The sequence below is a fragment of the Mastigocoleus sp. MO_188.B34 genome (assembly GCF_030065675.1).
Taxonomy (GTDB): Bacteria; Cyanobacteriota; Cyanobacteriia; order Cyanobacteriales; family Nostocaceae; genus Mastigocoleus.
Genome location: NZ_JASJDK010000058.1, coordinates 1 through 16,153, shown reverse-complemented (window position 1 = coordinate 16,153; position 16,153 = coordinate 1). Strand labels below are relative to the sequence as shown.

Below are 16,153 nucleotides of genomic sequence, written 5' to 3'. Positions count from 1 at the left end.
TTGGGGATTGGGGATTAGCGATTAGCTATTGGGGATTAGGTATTGGGGACTGGGAATATCTATAATTCATTACCAATAACCCATTACCAATAACCAATTACTTCTATCTATACCTGTACCTAGTCGCCAATCCCCAGTTCCCAGTCCCTAGTCGCCAATCGCCAGTCGCCAATCGCCAGTCGCCAGTCCCCAATCTAAAACCTTTCCCCAATACCAAAGTTAATTCGGCTGTCTCCGTCATCGTTGAGACCATAATCAACCCGAATTGGACCCAGTGGTGACTGTACTCTGACGCCTATACCATAACCAAAGCCAGTACCATTTTTATCTAGTATTCTTGCAGGATCTGTCTCAGTTCCCAAATCGCTACCAAAATCTAAGAAGAGTGCTCCGCTAATAATGGAGAAAACTGGGAAACGATATTCTGCAGAAGCTTGGACGTAACTGCGTCCGCTACCTAATGCACCTTCATCATAACCACGGACGGAATTACTACCACCCAAAGAAAATGCTTCATAGGGGGGTAAATCGCCCAACACTGTTCCAGCTTGGATGTTAAATGCTAAGGTTTCTGGACCTTTAGTAAAGTTAGTGAAGTTTACAGGAAAATATTGGCTGTAGCTACCGCGTAGTTTGGTCAGAAGAATACTTCCTTTACCGATGGGAACTGATTGGTCTACTCCCAAACGTAGGAAAGAACCTTTGGTGGGTTGCAAGACATTGTTACGGCGATCGCGAGTTGCACCAAACCGGAATAAAAATAGATCGTCCTTACCATCATCAGATTCACTTAGTTGTACTCGTTCACTGGCTATCGCATCAACTTCTTGACCGTTAACTAGTGTTTTACCAAATAGTGCACCTTCTGGTCTAATATCACCATCTCGATCGCGAATAGTAACGCGTTGATACTGAAAACCTGCTGTGGCTTTCCATTCAGAACGTTCGTAAATATTTTTCGATAGGGGACGGCTAAAAGTTACACCACCACCAGTTCTAACAACACGGGGGCGATCGCCTTCATCATTAAGATCGTCATTATCGATGGTTCTAATTTCATTATCAACATCAGTTACACCTGCAACTGTGCCATTTGCATCACCATCACCATCAAAAATCAAGGAAATCGACTGACGACGGAAAGCATTTACAGTATAAGAAGTGCGATAGGGGTCACCTGCAATCCAAGGATCTGTGAAGCGGAGATCGAAAAGTAAAGTGTCCCTTTGTCCCAGCTGAATTTCTGTACCTAATTTTTGATTCCGACCGTTAAGGTTTTGTTCTTGATAGCTAACCGTACCAAATAATCCAGTTGCGGAACTGATACCCGCACCGGCTGCGATCGAGCCACTGTTACGTTCGGCGACGTTAAACACTACCCTGACTTTACTTGGGTCTTTACCAGCATCAAAAGAAAGACCAATATCTTCAAACAAACCTAGCCCAAATACTCGCTGTAAGTCTTTCTGAACTGTATTGCGGTTGAATACTTGTCCGGGTTTAAGTTGTATTTCTCTTGTAATGATATATTTCTGTGTCCGTCCTTTGATGGGTTCACCTTTATCGTTTTTAAAGTCGCCATCTTTATTACGGAAGCGCACGTCTATCTCTTCTACAACCCCTTCTGCTACCTGTAGAGTAACTACTCCATCCCGTGAGACTCGGGGGGAACCAACAACATTAGCTAGTATGTAACCTTTATCTTGGTATTGTTTAGTTAATTCTTTAACACCATTTTGTAGATCGCGGAGATTGAGAATTTTACCGTACTGTTCGCCAAATATTTTATCAATTTCTTTTGAGGATAATACGGAGGGGACGTTAGTACCGGGATTAGCTTGAATTTCAACTTTGCTTAAGACGGGATTTGGGGTGACTACGAAGCTAACCCTTACCCCCAAGGGTGTATCTTCCGGTACTGCTTGAACATTAGAAAAGAAACCTGTGGAGAATACAGCATTGATATCTTGTTCTAATTGGGTACGAGTAGTTGTTCGTCCCGCTTGTGTCCTAATTACTCTATAAACTTCATTTTCTAAATCAGGTGTGAGTCGTCCTGTTTCTGAACGTACAACAACTTCTGACACTAAAACGCGGCTTTCCGCTTCTGGGGTCGTTTGAGTACTGTCATCAGTACCAGTAGGAAATTGAGGTGTTTGTTGCGGATTTAAGTTTGGTTGTAGTGGGGTATTTTCTTGAGGTACCGGCGCAGCTTCTGGATTGGGTGAGGTTTGTTGCTGCTGATTTTGCTGAATCTGTTGTTGATTTGGCTCTTGCTGGATTTGTTGCTGCTGATTTTGCTGAATTTGTTGTTGATTTGGCTCTTGCTGGATTTGTTGCTGTTGGTTTTGTTGAATCTGTTGTTGATTTGGCTCTTGTTGGATTTGTTGCTGTTGGTTTTGCTGAATCTGTTGTTGATTTGGCTCTTGCTGGATTTGTTGCTGCTGATTTTGTTGAACTTGTTGTTGATTTGTTTCTTGCTGGTTTATTATGACTGGATTTGTCGTATCTGGTGGCTGTTGTTGAGATATTTTTTGTGCAATAGTTGCTTTTTTTGATTCTAAAAGCCGTGCAGATATTCCTTTTGTTTTTTCTTTTATTTTTGTTGATTTTGCTTTTACAGGAAATAAAGGAGCTACTTTATACTCATTTTTCCGAGTAGTAATTGCTTGATTATTAAGTTTTTGATTAACAACTTTGGCGGAAGTAACAGTGTTTATTCTTGATTTTTGAGATATTGTAGCCTTATTAACAACAGGAACAGTAACAGATAAATTGTTTTGTACTGTACCAAAGGTAGGGAATGTAGTTGGTCTATTCTGCTTCCTGATTCCTTTTGGAGCTAGCAAACGTGCAGTATTTTCGGTACTTTTGACACCAACACTTAACGAACTACCTAAAGATTGTGCCGATTGTTTATTATTATTGATAGTCTGAGCATTAACACTTAACGGATTACCCAGAGGCGCAGCAATTGTAACAAACGTGACCAAAAATGGAGATAAACGCATATTATTTTTATTTATACTCATATCACTTCCACACACCATCAGAAAAATCAGACATTAGTCATTAGTCATTAATCATTCACTCTTTGTCAAGGAAAAAGCATCGGGTAAACCTAACACATTTGCGAGTAAATACGATTATTTTGACTATTATTCACCATCTAGCTCGGAAAGCACTCTTTTTAAAACTTCCTCATAAGCATCTTCAACTTTACCCAAATCTCGGCGAAATCGGTCTTTATCTAACACTCGACTATCGAGATTGTTTTCAGTATCAGTTTCAATTGAGTTATCCCACAAGCGACAAGTATCGGGACTGATTTCATCCGCTAAAATTAACTCGGCTTGTGAGTTTAAACCAAACTCCAATTTAAAATCAACTAAAGTAATATTGCACCTCCGAAAAAAATCTATCAGTAATCTATCGATCTCCAATGCAAGATGTGCAATTGTCTCAACTTGTTCCGGAGTTGCTAAATCTAAAAGTTTGAGACGATCGCGCGTCAGCAGAGGATCTCCCAAATCATCATTTTTGTAATAGAATTCTACTAACGCTTCGGATAAGACCGTACCCAAAGTTAATCCTGTTTGTTTGCAAAGACTACCAGCTGCAATATTTCTTACTACTACTTCCAACGGTAAAATTTTAACTGCCTTGACCAACATTTGGTTAGGAGCAGGGCTATCAATAAAATGGGTTTTAATTCCTTTGTTTGCTAAATATTGAAAAATCTTGGTGGAAATACGACAATTTATGCTTCCTTTATTTTTAATGCTGCCGCGTTTCTGAGCATTAAAAGCAGTAGCGTCATCTTTGAAATCAGCTAATAGTACGGATTCCTCGCTCGTAGAGTAGAGGATTTTAGCCTTGCCCTCGTATAACTTTGATTTTACAGACATGATGACAGTGATGTTTACTGATGATGGGGGATTTTGCAGCACTAAAGCACTAAAGTTTAACTATTCTATCTTTAGATATCCACTAAAAGTATTAATGGGGTTAAATATCTGTGAATCTTATTTCTTTGGTAATGGAAAATCTTTTATGAGCAATGAGAGTAACCCATTACCCATTACTCATTACTCATTACTCATTTAACTTCCATAACCCGCACCCCATCCCATGAAGGTGGTGGTGGTTTTTTTAAGTAATTACTACAACGTTCTAAGTGAATAGCAACTGCTTTATCTGAAGGTCTAATTCTTCTTGCTGCATCGAAACAAATAACAGCACACTGAAAGTCTCTTGACAAATAAGCTCTGCGCCCAGCATGGTAGTGAGACAAAAATTCGTGAGTCGAATCTGTTAATCGCATACTGCGATCGCCAATTAATTCGTAGATATTAACGGCTTGATGTTTGCCTTTAACTCGAATTGTATCTAATTGTCGCGTCCAAATTCTTTCACTACATAAGTTATAAGTAAATTCGCTTAAAATAATATCGCAGTCATATTCTTTGGTAACCGTCTCTAAACGAGAACTCAAATTTACACCATCACCAATGACTGTGTAATCCATACGTTTATGGGAACCAATATTTCCGGAGACAACTTCACCCGAACTAATACCAACACCAATTCGAATTTGTGGCTGTTCTTGAATGATTCTGCGTTCGTTGAATATCTTCAGACGCTGTCGCATATCCAATGCAGATTGTACCGCTCGCCAAGCATGATCTTGCAATTCGAGTGGCGCGCCAAATACCGCCATCAACGCATCACCAATAAACTTATCTAAAGTTCCTTCATAATTAAATACTGCTTCCACCATCGTGCCAAAATACTGGTTCAGCAGCGATACAACTTCTGATGCTCCAAGATTTTCTGTAAGGGTTGTATAACCTCTAATATCTGAAAACAATATAGTTGCTTCCTTACGCTTACCCTTCATTAATTCATCTTCACCAAGCTCCATAACTTGTTCCGCTACAGGAGGAGTAAGGTAACGGTACATAGTAGTTTTCATCCGCTTTTGCTGGCTGATATCTTCTAAAACTACTAACCCACCCCGCACCCCCCCTTCAGGATTAGTTAAAGGATTTACAGTTAAATTAATGCTGCGTTCAACTTCCTGAATTTTAATTTTCTCGTTGTCTACTAATTCCAAACGAGGGCTAAGTAATTGATTCCAAGGAATAAATATATTTGAATCTTCATCTTCTCGTACAGCTAAGATGCACGTTTCTGGCGAGAACTCACTTTTACTTAGATCTGAAGCTTCAAATGTAGTTCCTTCATACGGGATTCTCAAAGAAAAGATTCCTGTCAAATTTTGTTCGGGAACAAAATGTTTTGCTCCAGTTTTTAAACTATCTTCCAGACGAAATTGTAAATTCTCAATGGGTACTACTTCCCATACCAAGCGACCAATTAAGTTTCTCTCCCAAAAGTTTTTATTATTATTATTTTTGGCATTATCTTCGTTTAAGTTACAGCCCAATAATTCTAGTGCAGCATCGTTAATTGTAACGATTCTACCTTGCATATCAGTAGAAATTACAGCATCAGATAAACTTTGCAGAATATCTTTTTGATATTGCTTTTCTAACAATACATTTTCAAACAGCCGAGCATTTTCTAGGGCTATTCCTGCTTGGATATTAAACGCCCGCATAAATTCTTCGTCGGAGTTAGAAAAACTTCCTTGCTGTTTATTAATTAACTGAGTAACACCAATTAATTCATTGGCGGAATTAAATACCGGTAAACACAAAATATTTCGAGTTTCATAGCCAGTTCTTCTATCTGTTGATGGGTCGAAACGCGGATCTTTATAAGCATCAGGAATATTTAACGCTTGACCGGTAGAAGCAACATAACCAACAATTCCACGATTACCTGGAATGCGAATTTCATGGACTGTTGAGCCATCAGCAGCATCAATTTTAGTCCACAATTCACCCATTTCTTTGCGATACAAAAATAAAGTACTGCGGTCTGCTTGCATCAAAATCCGGGCTTGTTCCATGACTATTTTTAAAGTCGCTTCCAGATCTAAACTTTGCCCTAATGTTTGAGTCGCCCGTAGTAGTGCTGTTGCTCCTCTTTGGTTACGAGCCGCAACATAAAAAGATTGACAAGTTTCGAGAATGATTCCAATTGAAGCTGCAAAATCTCGAAAATGAATTTCGTCTTCCCGATCAAAGGGTATATTACCAGTTTTATTGGCTAGCTGCACCACAGCAACCACCTGATGTTTGCTACTTAGAACTGGCATACACAAAATATTATGAATTTTGTAGCCCATTTGTTTTTCTAACTCTGGACTAAATAAAGAATGCTTACTAGCTTTAGATATGTTTAAACATTCTCCTGTTTTGGCTACGTGCCCAGGAATACCAACATTGATTGGAATGCGAATTTCTAAGGGTTTGTGACTGTTATCTTTGATAACTTTTGCCCATAATTGACCCTTATCGTTATCAACCAAAAAAATAGTTGTTTGTTCTGCTTGTAAGATTTGTCCAATCTTAAGTGTGATAGCCTCTAGAACCTTTTCCAACATAGTTTCTAGGGCTTCGTTATTAATTAGTTCAATCGCTCGTAAAAATTGTTGGAATTCCGCAGTAATAAAATCGAGTAAACAAACAAATTCATTAACTGATAGATCTTTTACGCGTCGAAGTAGAGCATGTGTACGATTCACTTGTGTTAATTCTGTTAATGTAGCTAAAATGCTACCGGGATTAATAAGGTTCATAAGATAATAAAAAATTATTTATATGTAGTTATTTAAGATTTGAATTTAAGATTTGAAATTATAAATTATAAAATCCTTATTTTATAGTGATTTATACATTAGCCAGTTAGCGAGTAACAGTATAAATTATCGAAGCGAACTGTAAATCTATTTTTGGGAAAATACTTTTTAGGTATAGTAAATTTGAGATTTGGCAGCATCATTTGTAAAGCCAATGGAAAACCAAAGGAATATATTTTCTTTACCTTAAACTGGCTGGATTTGACTCGGGGGTAGATACAATAATTACGGTGCGACTCCGCAAAAATAAACCGCACCACTGATAATTTTTGGTCGGTTTAACAGATATGCAGGACCATAATCCTGCGATTTACACAATTCTGATATAAATAGTACAACCTTAGACGAAAATAACTAATCGCTAATAATACAATTAGATATTTTATTTTGGTGAAAAGTTTATGTAGAGATACCAGATATTAAAAAAAATTATAAATATTACACCTCAAGGTTATTTAGAGGTCTGTATTTATATGTAAAAACTAAAAACTACACAAAGAGACGCAGCATGCTACGTCTCTACAAGTAATTTAATTAATACGTAGTTATTTCTTGAAAATCTGTGCTGGAAGTTAGAGCTATCCTGCCCCAAAAAATAAATGATGTAAACAAATTATGCAGCCTGGGGAAATTCTTCTTTATTAAGTACTTGTCGATAGTGATTTTGTAGTTGACGTGTTGCTGCTCCCCATCCCCAACGTTCTGCTTCTAGGCGAGCATTTTGTCGCAAAACTTCTCGTTCTTGTTTTTGTTCTAACAAACGAATAGTTGCAGCGATCGCTCCTTCGTCATCTTCTGTGGGAGCAAATAAAAACCCGTTTACTCCATCAGTAACAATGTCAGGAATTCCTCCAGAACGCGCCGCGACTACAGGACAACCTGCAGCCATTGCTTCTAACAACACCAAACCTAAAGTTTCAGTACGGGATGGGAAGACAAATGCATCCGCACTTGCAAAAGCTGAAGCTAAATCAGTTCCTGTTAAATAACCAACAAAATTAGTATTTGTATCGGCAAAATAACTTTCTAAAGCCTGACGATGGGGCCCATCTCCAACTAAAGCTAACCTTGAATTGGGTATAGCTTCAAGTATCGGTTTAATCCGTTCGATTTCTTTTTCCGGAGATAAACGTCCAACATAAAGTAATAAAGGACTGTCAGGATTATTTTCTGATAACCTGTTGCGCATCTCCCCAGAAGAGCGATCAGGGTGAAATATTTCTATATCTACTCCCCTTTGCCATAAGTCTACCCGTTCAATACCATGGGAGCTTAATTCTTCCACCATGGCAGTTGAAGTACATAAATTCAATGCTGCTTGATTGTGAGTTAACTTCAATAGTTCCCACAAAAATCCTTCTAGCATTCCAAACCCATAATGCTGAAGATATTGGGGTAAATGGGTATGATAAGAAGCAACTAAAGGTATATTATGAACCTTACTATGGAATATACCTGCAAATCCCAACACAGCAGGATTTACCACATGAATAAGATCGGGTTTAAAATCATCCAAAGCTTCACCGATTGCCGGACGGGGTACAGCTAGTTTTAACTCTGGATATAATGGCAAAGGAAAACCATTAACACCGTAAACTTTTGCGCCCTTGTATTCTGTGATACCACCTTCAGGCGAAATTACTAGTACTTGGTCGCCGTTACGTTGCAAATGTTCGATGGTATGAATCAGACGAGTGACAATACCATCTACCTTAGGTAGAAAAGTTTCGGTGAGTAAGGCAATTCGCATAAATTAGAGGATGTTTGATCGCTATAAAATGTAGGTTTTTTAGTTGTCTGCACCAATTGAGAAAAGTAAAGCATCATGTTTCTCCTCAAGGATAAAAACTCACAGTTCTAGACATCAAGAAGAAACACCTAAAACTAATCCGATGGAAGATTCACATGTAGCAATAATTATTACAATTGGTATTACGTTTTGTGAGTCTAAAAGGATATTTGGAAGTAATTAATTAAATCGGAGTACTTGTTATATCCTTATCAGATAATACTTCTTGAATCGAAGCAAAGAGAAGAATAAAACCAAAATGATGTTAGAAAAAATACTTTTATTTCAGAACATCCTCTCAGACAACACTAAAAAATAGGATAAACTTTTTCCTGTCCTCTTCACACAGATTATCAAAAATTTTTCTTACATTTTCTTTATATTTCGGTGTTGTGTGACTTTGTACACAAATTTTTGGGCGAAGTTCCAAAACTAGAAAATAATTTTCACGAAATGTTATTTCACTAGATATTATTTCACAAGATATTATTCCACAAATTATTTACCCATGATATTGAACTGCGTTGCAGGCTTTGTTAAAAAGATAAATTCTCAAATAAATTTTAAATTGTAAGATGTGTTAAAGCAACTTTTAATCTGTCCGATGCAGAAACGGCATAAATTTTGGTAATACTTGAGTAAGATTGATTCATATTTTGTGCAGAGACGTAAAGTTGTGACCTTGCGGTCACGTTTTGCTAATACGTCTCTACATGTTAGGAAGATAATTTATTTTATTTCCAAGATACTTTTGGTAGAATTTCTTGCTTGTCTACACGTTGTTGATATTTGACTGCAAAATTCAACAGAGAATCAAGCAAAGAGTCAGACAACAAGTGTGGTTCTAATCCTAAATCGAGTAACTTGGTATTTTTAGCATTAAAGTAATGCTCTTCTAACTCAACTCTGGGATTTGCTAAATGGTCGATTTCTACATTTAATCCCATAGAATTTCCAGCCTTCTTGACCATCATTGCCAAGTCACTGATGCTAAATAATTCCGTAAATTGGTTAAATACGCGGAATTCACCAGGAGCAGCTGGGTTAGAAATGGCAATTTCAATACAACGTACGGTATCGCGGATATCCAAAAATCCTCTGGTTTGTCCGCCCTTACCATAAACTGTCAAAGGATGACCAGTTGCTGCTTGAATACAGAAGCGGTTGAGTGCTGTACCAAAGATACCGTCATAATCCAGGCGGTTAATCAACATCTCATCCATACCAGTTTCATCAGTCAAGACGCCGTAAACAATGCCTTGATTTAAATCTGTTGCCCGCAGACCCCAAATTCTACAAGCAAAGTGGATGTTATGACTATCGTGGACTTTACTTAAATGGTAAAAACTACCAGGTTGTTTTGGATACGGGAGAGTATCTTTCCGTCCGTTGTGTTCAATGGTGATGTAGCCTTCTTCGATGTCGATATTAGGGGTACCATATTCACCCATTGTGCCTAACTTCACCAAATGACAATCGGGGAAATCTTGGCGCATTGCGTACAGTAAATTTAAAGTTCCAACTACGTTATTTACTTGTGTTAGAACTGCATGTTCGCGATCGACCATAGAAAAAGGAGCCGAACGCTGCTCCCCAAAATGCACGATTGCTTGGGGCTCAAATTTACGCAACGCCTTATGGAGAAATTCATAATTTGTAATATCGCCAACAAATAGGTCGATGGATTTACCAGTCAAATCTTTCCAGCGCTGGAGGCGTTGTCCAATGGGGGCGATTGGGGTTAGAGTTTGAACTCCTAGTTCATTATCCCAGTGCCGCCGCACTAAACTATCTAAAATTCCAACTTCATGACCTTGATTAGAAAGGTAAAGAGCAGTTGCCCAACCGCAATAACCATCGCCACCAATTACCAGGACTTTCATTTTCACTAGTTTTTACTCGCTGATAGCTAAATCTACCAGGTTTATGTCCCCATCTAACCATCATTATTTCAAATAGAATTATCCTAATCACCCTCAAAAGCAGAAACAGCAAGGGCGAGAGCCTTTTAGATTAATCCGTATTAATGCTTGTTAAGAATCTAAAATTTTTACATCTATCAATTTTTTTTAATAGATAGCTGCAACAAATAATTTATGCTGTCACTACTGGGATTAAATGATTCAGATATTACTTTTTATGCTTAAAATCAAGTACCAAACATAACTAATTAATCTTAAATTTGATTTACTTTAAAATTTTAATCAAAAACACGGAAAACAAGAAGAAAAAATTATTTGCATGTTATGGCTCTTGACTAAATTCAAAGTATCTGCATATTTATTAATCTTTATTTTTGTAATGATTCTCGGTTGGGTGAAGCACAAAGCTATCATTTTTTAACAAGCAGGAAGTAAAAAATACTGTTGCAAAAATGTAATACATAAATATACAAATGTGATGTGGCACTTTGTTCGATTGGCGGAATTATCATAAACCAAAGAGTTACGTCTATTGATGCAACACCAAAGATTGAAACTAGGAATTTAAAATAATAAAGAGAAATTCAAATAACTTTTCAATGCGTTCCATATTACAATAAGTAGCAAATTTAAAATTTGATTATGTTGCTTTTCAAAAAATATTTCGTGAAAAAAGAATATTGGATAGAAGATATACAGGCAAAATATAGCAATCTTAAATGATTTATAAACGGAAATTATTTCTGGGGTTGGGTTTGAAGGTGCTGATTGTTCACATTTCAAATAGGATTGCTATACTAATTCAAAATCAAGCGAAGAGAACTGCTGAGCAGCCATCAGGATGACAGAATCAGCATTGTATAGCCTCGTGTTTGTAAATGCTTCAGTTTCAAATAGTCAAATTACTTAATTACTTTTAGTTTTTCAGTTAGACAATTATATGACTCAAGTAACATCACAAGAAATCGCTCAGTTTCGTTCCCAGTTAGCTGAGAATAATACAGCTATGGAAGTTTTAGACCTGATAGAGGACTGTGAAGGGGATTTGGGAGATGCAGCAATGACACTTGCAATCAAAATCGGTCAGCAACCGGATATTACAAATTGTGAGTGGTTAGATGCTTTAGCAAGAAGATGGCGTGCTGTTATTTGTCAAAGCGAGTATCGTAACAACTTGCAAAACGGTTCCGTGAGCGGGATAATTGAACACTTAGAAAGTATTTCTGAATTCCCAAAAATTTTAATTTTGCCTGTCCTTATGTACATTATCAAGCAGGGTGTAAGTAATTTTTGTGAACCACTTGATGGAATCAAATAAGTTATCAGTTACCAGTTACCAGTTACCAGTTACCAGTTACCAGTTACCAGTGAATGTGCGATTGCCCACGCTGAGATGCGATCGGTTATCAGTTAAAATTTAGCGATCTGTTTTAAGTTATCAGAATCTATTAGGCTATTAACATACCAAACCACAATTAAGCAATTATTTTGATATCTCAATGAATTACCTTGTTGCCGTACTACCAGATCGCATCCAAGCAGAAGCTGCTTCTGTGGCTTTAGAAAAAAAAGAAATTAACAGCACTATTTTGGGTAAGGGCTACAAAAGTGCTGACGAGTTTGGTTTGATAGATCCAAAAGAGCAAGCTAAAAAACAGGCGCGTTTAATGGCTTTTTGGTTAGTCCCTTTTGGTTTTTTTGCTGGCACCACTTTTAGTGTTATTACTGGTTTAGATACTTTCGCCTGGGCTGGTGAAATCGGAAATCATGTTGTTGGCGGCTTGCTCGGAGCAGCGAGTGGAGCGATGGGAAGTATTGTTGCAGGGGGAGGTGTAGGTTTAATTTCCGGTGGTGGCGATGCGTTACCCTATCGTAACCGCCTTAATGCTGGCAAATATTTAGTTATAGTCCAGGGAAGCGAAAGTATGATTAAAAGCGCGACTGGTATTTTGCGTCAATTCGAGCCAGAAAATCTTCAGGGTTATGCTGCTGAAGGTTAGAAATTGTGAAGATTAGAACTTGTGAAAGTTAGAACTTATGAAAGCTAGGATTTGCTTTTGGGTGCGGGGCTCAAAATCAAATCGAAGGACTGACAGACCTTATGAAGGCACAAATATTACAGGAGTAACAGGTTTATCAGAGTCACAGAAATCGAGCCTTTGTACTTTAGGTGCTTTTTCATACTAGAAATCTGTTTTCTAGAAAGGAAAAAATTTATTCTATACTAATATTTACGATACAAAAACTGTGTCAGCAACCCCCGACTAAAGTCGGAGGCTTCTAGCCTTTAGCTGACCAGACTAAGGATTAAGTTCCTACATTTAAACCAAGCGCTTAAGTTCCTACCTTGTACGCTGAAGCGCACCACTTTAGTGGGGAAATGCGTAGCCAGTTTCACTAACGTGGTGCTGAGACGCGCCTCCGGCGAACGCGGATCAAGCTCTAGAACCAAAAAGTTAAACAGATTTAAAGGGGTTAAGTCAGTGCTTTTTGGATACGCCGAGTTTAAATATTGTCGAGGCTAACATCACTCGTGTAAGCGTTCGCGAAGCGCGTGCGAGATGCCGTAACTGGTAATTGGAAGAACGACGGGTAATAAATTACCCGCATCGTTTTTCCTCCCCGACTTAAAAGTGCGGGGTTTCCAAACTATCGAGAATTTTTAGATGAAATTTATCACCAAAAAAACCACAAATTCCACACCGTAGGTCAATACGATTATCCGCACTACGTATTTGGACGCAGCTTGGAAGACGCGCCGTAGGGCGAACCGCTTTTCATCCGTCAGGATGCGGTCAAACACCGTAGGTGCGTGCTAACAGATAAGCCTAAATTTATTGGTAGAGACGCGTTAGCAAAGCATTCCCGCAGGGAAATATATCGCTTCTCTACAGTGTGATTTGTTTTTCAAAAAAGTTAACTGAACTGTATTGCACCATAGGCGGAGACTACAAACCTTAGTTCCCAGGCTGAACCTGGGAACCAGAATAAGAATCTCTGGATATTGTTTACATACTACCAGTTAAAGCAATCCTCTCAGAGTCCCCCAACTTATCGGGGCATGTAGAGGGATGGTAATGATAAATTAATACTCCCACTTCCAGTTGCGAATTTCTGGCATATCTTCGCCGTGTTTCGCAATATAGTGTTTGTGCTCGATCAATTTATCTTTGAGCATTTGTTTAACATAAGCCGCAGTCGCTCCTAGTTTTGGTACGCGGTCAATTACATCTATTACGAGATGGAAGCGATCTAAATCGTTCATCACTACCATGTCAAAGGGTGTGGTTGTGGTTCCCTCTTCTTTGTAACCACGCACGTGGAGATTTTTATGGTTTGTCCGGCGATAGGTTAGGCGATGAATTAACCAAGGATAACCGTGGAAAGCAAAAATTATTGGTTTGTCAGTTGTAAATAGCAAATCAAAGTTTCGATCGCTTAAACCATGGGGATGTTCGCTTTCTGGTTGTAGGGTCATTAAGTCTACGACGTTGATTACCCGTACTTTTAAATCGGGGAAGTTCTGCCGCATAATATCCACAGCCGCCAAAGTTTCTAAAGTGGGAATATCTCCCGCACAAGCCATGATAACATCAGGTTCCCCATCTCGGTCATTACTTGCCCATTCCCAAATACTAATGCCTTTAGTACAGTGCTTAATAGCTGCATCCATTTCTAAGTATTGCAGCGCGGGTTGCTTACCAGCTACAACCACATTGACATAATTACGACTACGCAAACAATGGTCTGTGACCGAAAGCAGAGTATTAGCATCAGGTGGTAAATAAACCCGAACAATTTCTGCCTTTTTATTGATTACATGGTCAAGAAAACCTGGATCTTGATGGCTAAAACCATTGTGGTCTTGTCGCCAAACATGAGAAGTAAGCAGGTAATTTAAAGAAGCTATAGGTCTGCGCCAAGGAATGTGACGAGTAGTTTTTAACCACTTAGCGTGTTGGTTAAACATGGAGTCAATCAGGTGGATAAATGCCTCATAACAGGAGAAAAATCCGTGACGTCCAGTTAGCAAATAGCCTTCTAACCAACCTTGACAGGTATGTTCGCTGAGGATCTCCATGACTCGACCATCTGAGGAAAGGTGGTCGTCAAAGTCATATTTTTCGGCTAACCAAGTTCTATCGGTGACGTCAAAAACATTACTCCAACGGTTAGATGCAGTTTCATCAGGACCAAAAATTCTAAAATTATTATTTTCTAAATTCCGTTTCATGACATCCCGCAAAAATGTGCCCATGACGCGGGTAGCTTCAGCAATTGCTTGACCTGGTTTGCTTACCTCAACGGCGTATTCGCGGAAATCAGGCATTTTCAAATCCCGCAGCAACATACCACCATTAGTATGGGGATTGTCTCCCATACGACGAGTCCCTTTGGGTGCGAGTTCTGCTAATTCTGCAATTAATCGACCGTTTTCGTCGAACAGTTCTTGTGGGTTGTAACTCGCCATCCAGTCTTCTAACTGCTGCAGATATTGGGGATTTTTCCGGACGTTAGCAAGGGGTACCTGGTGCGATCGCCAATAATCTTCAGTTTTTTTACCATCAACTTCCTTAGGTCCAGTCCAACCTTTAGGGGATCGCAAAATAATTATCGGCCATTGGGGACGACCTGTGCAACCATTAGTTCGAGCATCTTCTTGGATTTCCTTGATTTCCCGCATGATGGTGTTCAAGGTTCCCGCCATCAGTTGGTGCATGGTTTCGGGATCTGAACCTTCGACAAAATAAGGTTTGTACCCATATCCAACAAAAAGTTCTTGCAATTCCTCGTGACTGAGGCGCGCTAATATTGTCGGGTTGGCTATTTTATATCCGTTGAGGTGCAAAATTGGTAAAACAGCACCGTCACGAACGGGGTTAAGAAATTTATTTGAATGCCAACTTGCTGCTAAAGGTCCAGTCTCAGCCTCGCCGTCTCCAACAACACAAGCAGCGATTAAGTCGGGGTTATCAAAAACTGCACCATAAGCATGGGAAACAGCATAGCCTAACTCACCGCCTTCGTGGATACTTCCTGGAGTCTCAGGCGCAACGTGGCTAGGGATTCCACCAGGGAAGGAAAACTGTTTGAACAGCCTCTTCATACCCATAGCATCTTGGGAAACATTAGGGTAATATTCGCTGTAAGTTCCTTCCAAATAAGTATTAGCTACCAAACCGGGACCACCATGACCCGGACCTGCAATATAAATTATGTTAGAGTCATATCTATTAATTACTCGGTTAAGGTGAGCATAAATAAAGTTTAATCCAGGTGTGGTTCCCCAGTGTCCTAAAAGTCTGGGTTTTATATGTTCCAGTTTGAGAGGTTCCCGTAGTAAAGGATTATCTAACAGATATATTTGCCCTACAGACAAATAGTTCGCAGCCCGCCAATAGGCATCTATTTTGCGTAACTCTTCTGCCGACAAGGGCTTAGTTTGAATTGAACCAGCTACTGTCATTAAAAAAATTCCTCACATTTTAACGGTAATCAATAGGATTAAATCAATATAAATTAGTGCCGATATTGTGCTATTTTTTGTGATTTCAATTAGCAACAATAGATGAACATCTAATTATTATCAATTAGCGATTAGCATCCAAAGTATATTGATTCATTCCTATATATTTTTCCTCGTAATCTATTAATCAATCAGCTTTAAATAAG

General features: G+C 38.7%; 8 protein-coding genes. 2 read left to right on the top strand and 6 right to left on the bottom strand.

Annotation, left to right across the window (positions count from 1 at the left end):
• Window positions 1-194: 194 nt before the first annotated feature.
• The 5 genes from QNJ50_RS15055 to QNJ50_RS15035 all read right to left on the bottom strand — a co-directional run bounded on the left by QNJ50_RS15055 (window position 195) and on the right by QNJ50_RS15035 (window position 10,441).
• Complete coding sequence (locus QNJ50_RS15055; RefSeq protein WP_300636554.1) at window positions 195-3,032, bottom strand: BamA/TamA family outer membrane protein; 2,838 nt, start codon at window positions 3,030-3,032, stop codon at window positions 195-197.
• Between the two features lie 126 nt (window positions 3,033-3,158).
• The gene (purC, locus tag QNJ50_RS15050; RefSeq protein WP_300636552.1) at window positions 3,159-3,908 is read right to left on the bottom strand and encodes a phosphoribosylaminoimidazolesuccinocarboxamide synthase; all 750 of its coding nucleotides are present in this window, start codon (window positions 3,906-3,908) and stop codon (window positions 3,159-3,161) included.
• Between the two features lie 191 nt (window positions 3,909-4,099).
• Window positions 4,100-6,709: an adenylate/guanylate cyclase domain-containing protein gene (locus tag QNJ50_RS15045; RefSeq protein WP_300636550.1), complete on the bottom strand. Its 2,610-nt coding sequence runs from the start codon at window positions 6,707-6,709 to the stop codon at window positions 4,100-4,102.
• A gap of 673 nt (window positions 6,710-7,382) precedes the next feature.
• Window positions 7,383-8,519 (bottom strand): glycosyltransferase family 1 protein, encoded by a 1,137-nt coding sequence (locus QNJ50_RS15040; protein ID WP_300636548.1) that lies wholly within the window; start codon window positions 8,517-8,519, stop codon window positions 7,383-7,385.
• Between the two features lie 773 nt (window positions 8,520-9,292).
• Window positions 9,293-10,441: an NAD-dependent epimerase/dehydratase family protein gene (locus QNJ50_RS15035; RefSeq protein WP_300636582.1), complete on the bottom strand. Its 1,149-nt coding sequence runs from the start codon at window positions 10,439-10,441 to the stop codon at window positions 9,293-9,295.
• A 979-nt stretch (window positions 10,442-11,420) separates the two neighbouring features.
• On the opposite strand from QNJ50_RS15035, the gene QNJ50_RS15030 reads away from it, so the two are divergent.
• Both QNJ50_RS15030 and QNJ50_RS15025 read left to right on the top strand, forming a co-directional pair.
• On the top strand, window positions 11,421-11,798 hold the full coding sequence (locus QNJ50_RS15030) for a hypothetical protein (RefSeq protein ID WP_300636546.1): 378 nt from the start codon (window positions 11,421-11,423) through the stop codon (window positions 11,796-11,798).
• A 181-nt stretch (window positions 11,799-11,979) separates the two neighbouring features.
• Entirely contained in the window at window positions 11,980-12,480 is a 501-nt protein-coding gene (locus QNJ50_RS15025; protein WP_300636544.1) for a hypothetical protein, read from the top strand.
• 1,085 nt (window positions 12,481-13,565) lie between these two features.
• On the opposite strand, the gene QNJ50_RS15020 is transcribed toward QNJ50_RS15025, so the two are convergent.
• The gene (locus tag QNJ50_RS15020) at window positions 13,566-15,947 is read right to left on the bottom strand and encodes a phosphoketolase (RefSeq protein ID WP_300636542.1); all 2,382 of its coding nucleotides are present in this window, start codon (window positions 15,945-15,947) and stop codon (window positions 13,566-13,568) included.
• Window positions 15,948-16,153 lie beyond the last annotated feature (206 nt).

Coding starts and splice junctions, on each gene's coding strand:
- QNJ50_RS15035 (WP_300636582.1), bottom strand. CDS start 10,441: ATGAAAGTCCTGGTAATTGGTGGCGATGGTTATTGCGGTTGGGCAACT.
- QNJ50_RS15030 (WP_300636546.1), top strand. CDS start 11,421: ATGACTCAAGTAACATCACAAGAAATCGCTCAGTTTCGTTCCCAGTTA.
- purC (WP_300636552.1), bottom strand. CDS start 3,908: ATGTCTGTAAAATCAAAGTTATACGAGGGCAAGGCTAAAATCCTCTAC.
- QNJ50_RS15040 (WP_300636548.1), bottom strand. CDS start 8,519: ATGCGAATTGCCTTACTCACCGAAACTTTTCTACCTAAGGTAGATGGT.
- QNJ50_RS15025 (WP_300636544.1), top strand. CDS start 11,980: ATGAATTACCTTGTTGCCGTACTACCAGATCGCATCCAAGCAGAAGCT.
- QNJ50_RS15045 (WP_300636550.1), bottom strand. CDS start 6,709: ATGAACCTTATTAATCCCGGTAGCATTTTAGCTACATTAACAGAATTA.
- QNJ50_RS15055 (WP_300636554.1), bottom strand. CDS start 3,032: ATGAGTATAAATAAAAATAATATGCGTTTATCTCCATTTTTGGTCACG.
- QNJ50_RS15020 (WP_300636542.1), bottom strand. CDS start 15,947: ATGACAGTAGCTGGTTCAATTCAAACTAAGCCCTTGTCGGCAGAAGAG.